This is a genomic window from Streptomyces sp. NRRL S-455, from assembly GCF_000717875.1.
Classification (GTDB): Bacteria; Actinomycetota; Actinomycetes; order Streptomycetales; family Streptomycetaceae; genus Streptomyces.
In genome coordinates this window covers 1-465 of sequence record NZ_JOCT01000073.1, presented here as the reverse complement: position 1 = coordinate 465, position 465 = coordinate 1, and the positions used below count along the sequence as shown (strand labels likewise).

The window sequence follows — 465 nt, the reverse complement described above, 5'->3', positions numbered from 1 at the left end:
GTTCCATTCACCTCGCATGGACGCGATGCTGGACGACTTCCGGACAGTCGCGGAGTCCCTGACCTTCCACCGGCCCGAGATCGGGATCGTCTCCAACGTCACCGGTCAGGTCGTGTCGGGCGACGAGGTCTGCTCGGCGGACTACTGGGTGCGTCATGTCCGTGACGCGGTTCGCTTCGTCGATGGGATGCGTGCGCTCCAGGAGCAGGGTGTGACCGTGTTCCTGGAGCTGGGCCCCGACGGTGTGCTGTCCGCGATGGGCCAGGACTGCATCGAGGAGTCGGCGGAGTCGGCGTTCGTCCCGGTTCTCCGCAAGGACCGCGACGAGGCCCGGACACTGGTCACCGCGCTCGCCGAGCTTCACGTACGCGGAAGGTCCGTCGACTGGGCGGCGTACTTCGCCGGCACCGGTGCCCACCGCATCGACCTGCCCACCTACGCCTTCCAGCACGAGCGGTTCTGGCT

Annotated in this window: 1 protein-coding gene; it reads left to right on the top strand. The window is 67.5% G+C overall.

Annotated features, from left to right (window positions below; genetic code table 11):
* The coding region (locus IE97_RS39045; protein ID WP_037845468.1) for an acyltransferase domain-containing protein at positions 1-465 on the top strand (465 nt) is incomplete at both ends.